Source organism: Pseudomonas asturiensis, from assembly GCF_900143095.1.
Taxonomy (GTDB): Bacteria; Pseudomonadota; Gammaproteobacteria; order Pseudomonadales; family Pseudomonadaceae; genus Aquipseudomonas; species Aquipseudomonas asturiensis.
The window spans coordinates 75,331-81,956 of record NZ_FRDA01000011.1; the positions used below are offsets into that span (position 1 = coordinate 75,331).

At 62.0% G+C, this 6,626-nt stretch carries 6 protein-coding genes; 1 reads left to right on the plus strand and 5 read right to left on the minus strand.

From position 1 onward, the window contains the following. Positions 1–98 precede the first annotated feature (98 nt). The 5 genes from BUB69_RS18895 to BUB69_RS18915 form a co-directional block, all read right to left on the minus strand. Positions 99–851, minus strand: coding sequence for a CHAD domain-containing protein (locus BUB69_RS18895; protein ID WP_163032045.1), 753 nt, complete (start codon positions 849–851; stop codon positions 99–101). Positions 852–881: 30 nt separating this feature from the next. Then, entirely contained in the window at positions 882–2,885 is a 2,004-nt protein-coding gene (locus tag BUB69_RS18900; protein ID WP_073169399.1) for a transglutaminase TgpA family protein, read from the minus strand. After that, positions 2,882–3,838: a DUF58 domain-containing protein gene (locus BUB69_RS18905; RefSeq protein WP_073169401.1), complete on the minus strand. Its 957-nt coding sequence runs from the start codon at positions 3,836–3,838 to the stop codon at positions 2,882–2,884. The genes BUB69_RS18900 and BUB69_RS18905 overlap by 4 nt, the downstream gene beginning before the upstream one ends. Next, positions 3,835–4,752 (minus strand): AAA family ATPase, encoded by a 918-nt coding sequence (locus tag BUB69_RS18910; protein WP_073169404.1) that lies wholly within the window; start codon positions 4,750–4,752, stop codon positions 3,835–3,837. Before BUB69_RS18910 ends, BUB69_RS18905 begins: the two co-directional genes overlap by 4 nt. Before the next feature lie 174 nt (positions 4,753–4,926). After that, the gene (locus tag BUB69_RS18915; protein WP_024687857.1) at positions 4,927–5,205 is read right to left on the minus strand and encodes a hypothetical protein; all 279 of its coding nucleotides are present in this window, start codon (positions 5,203–5,205) and stop codon (positions 4,927–4,929) included. 170 nt (positions 5,206–5,375) lie between these two features. Here BUB69_RS18915 and BUB69_RS18920 point away from each other — a divergent pair, with 170 nt between their 5' ends. Then, the gene (locus BUB69_RS18920; protein WP_073169406.1) at positions 5,376–6,431 is read left to right on the plus strand and encodes a patatin-like phospholipase family protein; all 1,056 of its coding nucleotides are present in this window, start codon (positions 5,376–5,378) and stop codon (positions 6,429–6,431) included. Positions 6,432–6,626 lie beyond the last annotated feature (195 nt).

The window sequence follows — 6,626 nt, forward strand, 5'->3', positions numbered from 1 at the left end:
GTACTCATACCATCCTTGCGTGGCATGCCACATATCGGCCATTAGTGCGGCCTGAATGACCTGTTTGTCGCAGGAACTGTTTTTTCCAAAGCGACCCGCTAGAAACAGGCCTTCGCCAGACGCTTGAGCGATGCCTCGGCCTTGCGTTCGGCGCGCACGATTGCGATCTGCCAGCCGGCAATGCACGGTGCCAGATCGGGCTGCTCGCCTGCCTGCGCCAGCCATTGCAGATGATCATGCCAGTCACCCAGCTCGCTTTGCGCCGACTTGAGCCGCGCCCGCATATTCTTCGGCTGGTGGCTCAGTTCCGGGTAAGCCTCGGCGGCGTAGCGCACACGCTTGATCAGCAGACGCAGGTCATGTCGATCATGATCCGGTTCGGCAATCGCCGTGCGCAGCGTGTGCCACTGTTTGTCCATGCGCTTTTCGATGGTCTTGCGCAAACCGCGCAGCAGGCCCTTACGCTGCTGCATGCGCAGCAGGGTCGGAAACTGGTCGATCAGGGTCAACAGTCGGGTCAGCTCGCTGGACTTCGCCACACGGGGACAGGCGCTGCCCAGATGATCGTGACGCTTGCGGGCTGCGTCGTTCAGGCCTTGCTCCTCAAGGAACGCGGCCAGCACCTGCATGTCACGCAAAGGCGTGGTCAACTGGCCGACGGCCTTGGCAGCGTCCTCCAGTTGCGTGGCGCCGGAAAACTCGCGCAGAGGGCGCAACACGCTGCGCAGACGACGCACCGTGGTGCGCAGATCATGCAGCGCTTCACTGTCGGTCGAGACGGCCAGGCGTGCCTGACAGGCAAGCAGTTTGACGTCCAGCGCCAGAATTTCAGCGACCAGATGATCCACCATTGAAGACATGCAATTCCCCTGTAAGACGTTCTATGAATGATGCTTGCGGGCCGACGACAGCCGCCATGGCAAACCACGGCGCAGCGCTTTGAGACGCGCTCGCAGGCGGCCCACGGAGCCCGGATGTCCGGCATAACGCTGTGCCTGAAACTCGTCGACAAACGCCTTGATGGCCTCAGCCTGCAATGGCAGGAACACCACGGCACGCCTGCCAAACGCTTCGGCACCTTCGCCGGGCATACGACGCAGACCATGGCGAGCCAGCATGCGTTCAAAGGCATTGAACACTCTGAGTTGAGAATCGCTTTCCCGCTGCCAGGGTTTGAACAGCCACAAGGCTACCAGCCCCAGAGAAAGCGCGATCCCCGCCACAAACACCGGCGCGTCGAACCCCGAGAACCAGCGGCTGAGTACCTGCAGTTGCTGCTGGCCCTGATACCCCAGCACCCAGCGCTGCCAGCCGTAATTGAGAGAATCCCAGCTCAGGCGCAGGTCATTGATCCACGGTATGTGGCGATAGCGCAGCGCGGACATGGGCGAGTCCTGCAGAAAGTCTTCATCGGCCGCCAGCGCCTGTTCCAGTCCCTGCTCGATACGCTGGGGCGCGACGGCGGCGGTCGGATCGACACTGCGCCAGCCCACGCCCGGCTGCCAGTATTCGACCCAGGCGTGGGCATCGAACTGGCGCACGGTCAGGTACTGGCCATCGGGGTTGAGTTCGCCACCCTGATACCCGGCCACCACGCGCGCCGGAATGCCCGCCGCTCTGAGCACAAAGGTCATCGCCCCGGCGTAGTGGGCGCAAAAGCCACGGCGGCTGGCAAACAGGAATTCGTCGATGCTGTCGTTACCCAGCGGCTCGGGCTTTAGGGTGTAGTGGAACGGCTGGTCAGTGAAATAACCCAACATGGCCTGCACCAGCGCGTCGGGCCTGGCGTTGCGACGACGAAGCTCTTCGGCCCACTGCCGGGCTTGAGGATTGCCTTTGGCAGGAAGTTGCAGATCCTGACGCTGAATCTGCTCGCTGAGCTGCGAGTCACGCACGCTTTGCGGCCAGGACGTGACGCTGTACAGCAACGATTGCTCGACCGGCCGCCTGCGCTGCAGGCGGAAGTCGCTCATCTGCCGCACCTCGGGCAACGGGGTTTCACCCACATCCAGACTCGGCAGCCAGGGCCGACCGCTGGCCTCCATGACAATGCTGTAGGCAACTGAATCGCCACGTTTGTCCCACTGCGGCACCTGCACGGTCTGCGCACGCGCCGACTGTGACCAGCGACGGCCATCAAATTGTTCCAGGGTCAGGCTGCGCCAGTACAACTGATTGCGTGCAGGCACAGGCCCTTCGAAACTGGCACGAAACACCAGCGCCGGTGAGCGGCTCAGCTCGGCCATATCGCCGGGAGCCATGTTGTCGGAAAGCCCGGTCAGCCCCTTGTTGCTCGGCTGCGGCAGCGACCAGAGCGGGTCCAGACGCGGAAAGAACACAAACAGCAACAGCATCAGTGGCACCGCCTGCGCCATCAGCTTGAACGCCAGCTTGAGGGTGCCCGCAGGCTTGCTGGCCAGGTCCGATTGCTGCAAGCCGATCAGGGCCGCCAGCAACGCGCCGATCGGCAACAGACTGAACAGGGCCCACAGCAGGCTGTCCTCGAACAGATAACCGACTACCACGCAGAAGAAGCCGAGGAAGATCAGCACGCGCGCATCACGGCGCGTGCTCATTTCCAGCATTTTCAGCACAAATGCCGCCACCAGCAGCGCTGCGCCCGCATCCAGCCCCACCAGGCTGCCGCGCGCCAGATAAACGCCTCCGGCCGTACCCACCAGCAACCCGGACTTGACCCACGTACCCGGCAGGCGCACACGCATGCGAAATGCCTGCACGCGCCAGATCGTACAGCCCAGCCACAGCACCATGATCGACACCGGGACGTGTACTGCAAACGGCACCACCACCAGTGCCTGGGCGAGCAACAGCCAGGTCAGGCTGACCCGGGGAATGGGCTGACTCACCACGGTCTTCGGGGTCATGGACGCTGTCCATACAAAGCCAATGCACGCAGGCAGGCTTCCCGATGCGCATCACCACTGTCGACGCTGGACAGAAACCCCGGCAGGCGTAACGCAAAGGGCTGGTGCCGCTGCGACAGCTCCAGCACCCAGTAGCACAGCCGTGAAAGGCGTTGCTCGATATCGCCACCCAGTGCCAGAAAATCCAGACACAGCTCGTGCCCGCTCAGGTCGGTAAAGTCCTTGACCAGCAGCCCCTGTCCTCGGGAATAGGCTTTCCAGTGCAACCGCCCACGGTTATCGCCCGGCTGATAGCTGCGCAACCCCTGATAGTCATCGACGCCCGCCCCCTGAGTGGCCTGGCCGTCGTCTTCGGCGTGGGGTTGCACACCGGTGAGCAACGGCATCGTGCCGGACAGCGGACGGGGGTAAATGAGTGCGGTCTGTCCCAGGTCCAGCCAGGTCCAGGCCCGAAAGATGCCCAATGGAAACACACTCTCGACCCGCAGCCGTGGTGCCCGCAACCAGCCACGGCGCTCTGCCGGCAGTGTCAGCTCGACCTCGGTCAGGCCCTGAGCGCTGACATCGCCGTTTTGCAGGTGGTCCGCCGCCCAGCCCAGCCCGAGCGCCTGATGAGCGTGACCTGCGCTTTCAAGGCGCAGCCGCAGTTGCACCGGCTCACCGACGAACACCGAGCGCGATGGCCCTGCGCTGAGGATCAGCCCGCTAAGATTGCGATAGGTGTGCAGAATCGCCAGCACCCCCACTGACAACATCAGAAAGGTCAGCCCATACGCCAGGCTGTTCTGGTAGTTGATGGCGACCAGCAGCATCAAGATCAACACGACAAAAAAGGTCACACCCGTGCGCGTCGGCAAAATAAAAATGCGCCGATGATCGAGCACAATGCGCGACGCGGCAGGAATCCGCCTTGCCAGCCAGCGTTGCCAGAACGGTTTGAGCGGCGCAATCAAAGCACGGGCACCTCACGCAGCAGCCACTGCACCAGCGCACCGCCGCCATGGCCGGTCGGATCGGTGCGTTCACGCAGACGATGGCCCACCACTGACGGCAGCACCGACTGCACGTCTTCGGGAATCACATAATCGCGCCCCGCCAGCATGGCCCAGGCCCGCGCCGCTGCCAGAATCGCCAGACTGGCCCGTGGCGACAGCCCATACGCGAACTGCGGCTGGCTGCGGGTCGCATCTGCCAGACGCAGCACATAGTCGACCAGCGCATCGCTGACTCGCACCTGACGCGCCTGGGCCTGCAACTGCCCCAACTGGTCGTGGTTCAGAATCGGTTGCAGACGCGGCAACAGCTCACGACGCGATTCACCCAGCAGCAGCGCCCTCTCGGCAGCCCTGGCCGGATAGCCCATGGAAATGCGCATCAGGAACCGGTCCAGTTGCGACTCGGGCAACGCAAAGGTGCCACCGGAGCTGAACGGGTTCTGAGTGGCAATCACGAAGAACGGATCAGGCAGCAGGCGGGTCGCGCCTTCAATGGACACCTGCCCCTCTTCCATCGCCTCCAGCAGCGCACTCTGGCTTTTCGGGGTGGCGCGATTGATTTCGTCCGCCAGTACCAGTTCGGCGAAGATCGGCCCCGGATGAAAGGTGAATTGCCCCGTGTCGCGATCAAACACCGAGGTGCCCAGGATATCGCCCGGCAGCAGGTCGGAGGTGAACTGAATGCGCTGATAGCTCAGGCCAAGAATTTTCGCCAGCGCATGGCTGAGCGTGGTTTTGCCCATTCCGGGCAGGTCTTCGATCAGCAGATGCCCACCGCCGATCAGGCAGGTCATCGCCAGACGCACCTGTGCTTCCTTGCCCAGCACCACTTCATTGATGGCGCTCAGGCATGCATCGAGTCTTGTGCCCATTAACGCCTCCCCGGCAACTGCTTACTACCCGTCCAGACACGACAGGGCCCGCCAACTATTCCGACACTTTACGGTTAGCGTAGGACGTTTCGCCAGAGGGAGTAGGGATTTGCTTAAGAGGATGTAAAACAGAGACGGGCAAGCACACTGGACGTGCCTGCCCGTGGCGATCGATCAACGACCGGCGCGCGACTCACGAATGTAGAAACGGGCTTTTTCCGACTTCTCGGTGCAACCTTCGAACGCTTCGAATTGTTGCTGAGTCTTGGCACCTGTCAACAGCGACAGCGCCTTGGAGTAGCTTACGGTCCCGGCGAAGCCTTCGGCCTTGGCAAGATCAAGCTCATGCCAGGCAGCATCAAGCTGAGTGGCGCAGCTGTCCCGATACCCGGTCTTGCCAGCACAACCTGCAAGAACCACGATGAACAATGGCAGACAGATCCAGGCTTTCATGGGGTGTTACCTCAAGAGTAAAAATGGAATGTGCGGGTTGGACGGCGATGCAGGCCGAAAGTGCCGTTGCACAAGGGCGCAAGCGTAACTCTTTTCAATCAATGACGTAGGTTTCATCACGCAACGCCGGAGGTTGCAGGTAAGGTAAGACGATACTCAGGAGCGCATGGATGAAAAAACGCATTGCACTGGTGCTAGGTTCGGGTGGCGCTCGGGGTTACGCCCATATCGGCGTGATTCAGGAGCTGGAACGACGCGGTTATGAGATCGCCTGTATCGCAGGCTGCTCGATGGGTGCCGTGGTGGGCGGGATCTACGCGGCAGGCAAGCTTGATCAGTACCGCGAGTGGATCGAAAGCCTGGATTATCTGGACGTACTGCGCCTGGTCGACGTGAGTTTCCGGCTGGGCGCGATACGGGGTGAAAAGGTGTTTGGCCAGATCCGCGAAATTGTCGGCGAGATCAACATCGAGGACCTGCGCATTCCTTACACGGCGGTGGCCACCGACCTGACCAATCAGCAGGAAATCTGGTTTCAGGAAGGTTGTCTGCACCAGGCCATGCGCGCCTCGGCGGCGATTCCCAGCCTGTTCACCCCCGTCATGCAAGGTGGCCGGATGCTGGTCGATGGCGGACTGCTGAACCCGCTGCCCATCGTGCCGGTGGTGTCGAGCCACTGTGACCTGATCGTGGCGGTCAACCTCAACTCGACGCATCAGCAGCATTATCAGTTGCCGATCATCGAACGCCCGCCAGCGGTGAAAAAACGTTTCGACCTGCTGATCAACTCGCTGGGCTCGCGCTTGCCGTTCCGCCGCAAGCTGGAAACCACGAACACAGCCTCGATAGCCGCTGAACCCAGCAGCCTCAAACCGGCAGCCGCCCGCGTGCCCAGCCCCTGGCTTGGCGAGATCAGCGCCGACCCGCAAGGCCAGCAACCGGCGGCTGCGCCACAGGCTGAAGGCGCGCCGAAATCGGCGAGCGGCTCGGTGATCATCGACAACGTCGGACCTGCGTCCTTGCTGGATTTGATCAACCAGAGCTTCGAAGTGATGCAGACGTCACTGGCGCAGTACAAGATCGCGGGCTACCCGCCGGACATCCTGATCAACGTCCCGAAGCGGGTGTGCCGTTTCTTCGAATTCTACAAAGCCCCGGAACTCATCGCCCTGGGCCGTGAGATCGCCAGCGACACACTGGACCGGTACGAGCGTGATCAGCGCTGACCCACCAGCTTGCAATGCACGACCTTCCTGACGCGCGCGGCCTTCCAGCAAACACCGGACTGCGGACTTGTCCGCGAAGGGGCCGGTGTATTCAGTCGAAGGGTTGCGTCTGGAAGTCAGCCTTCGTGAGCAAGCTCACTCCCACAGGTTGAAAACCGGTTTCAGCCAGTGGGAGCGGACTTGTCCGCGAAGGGG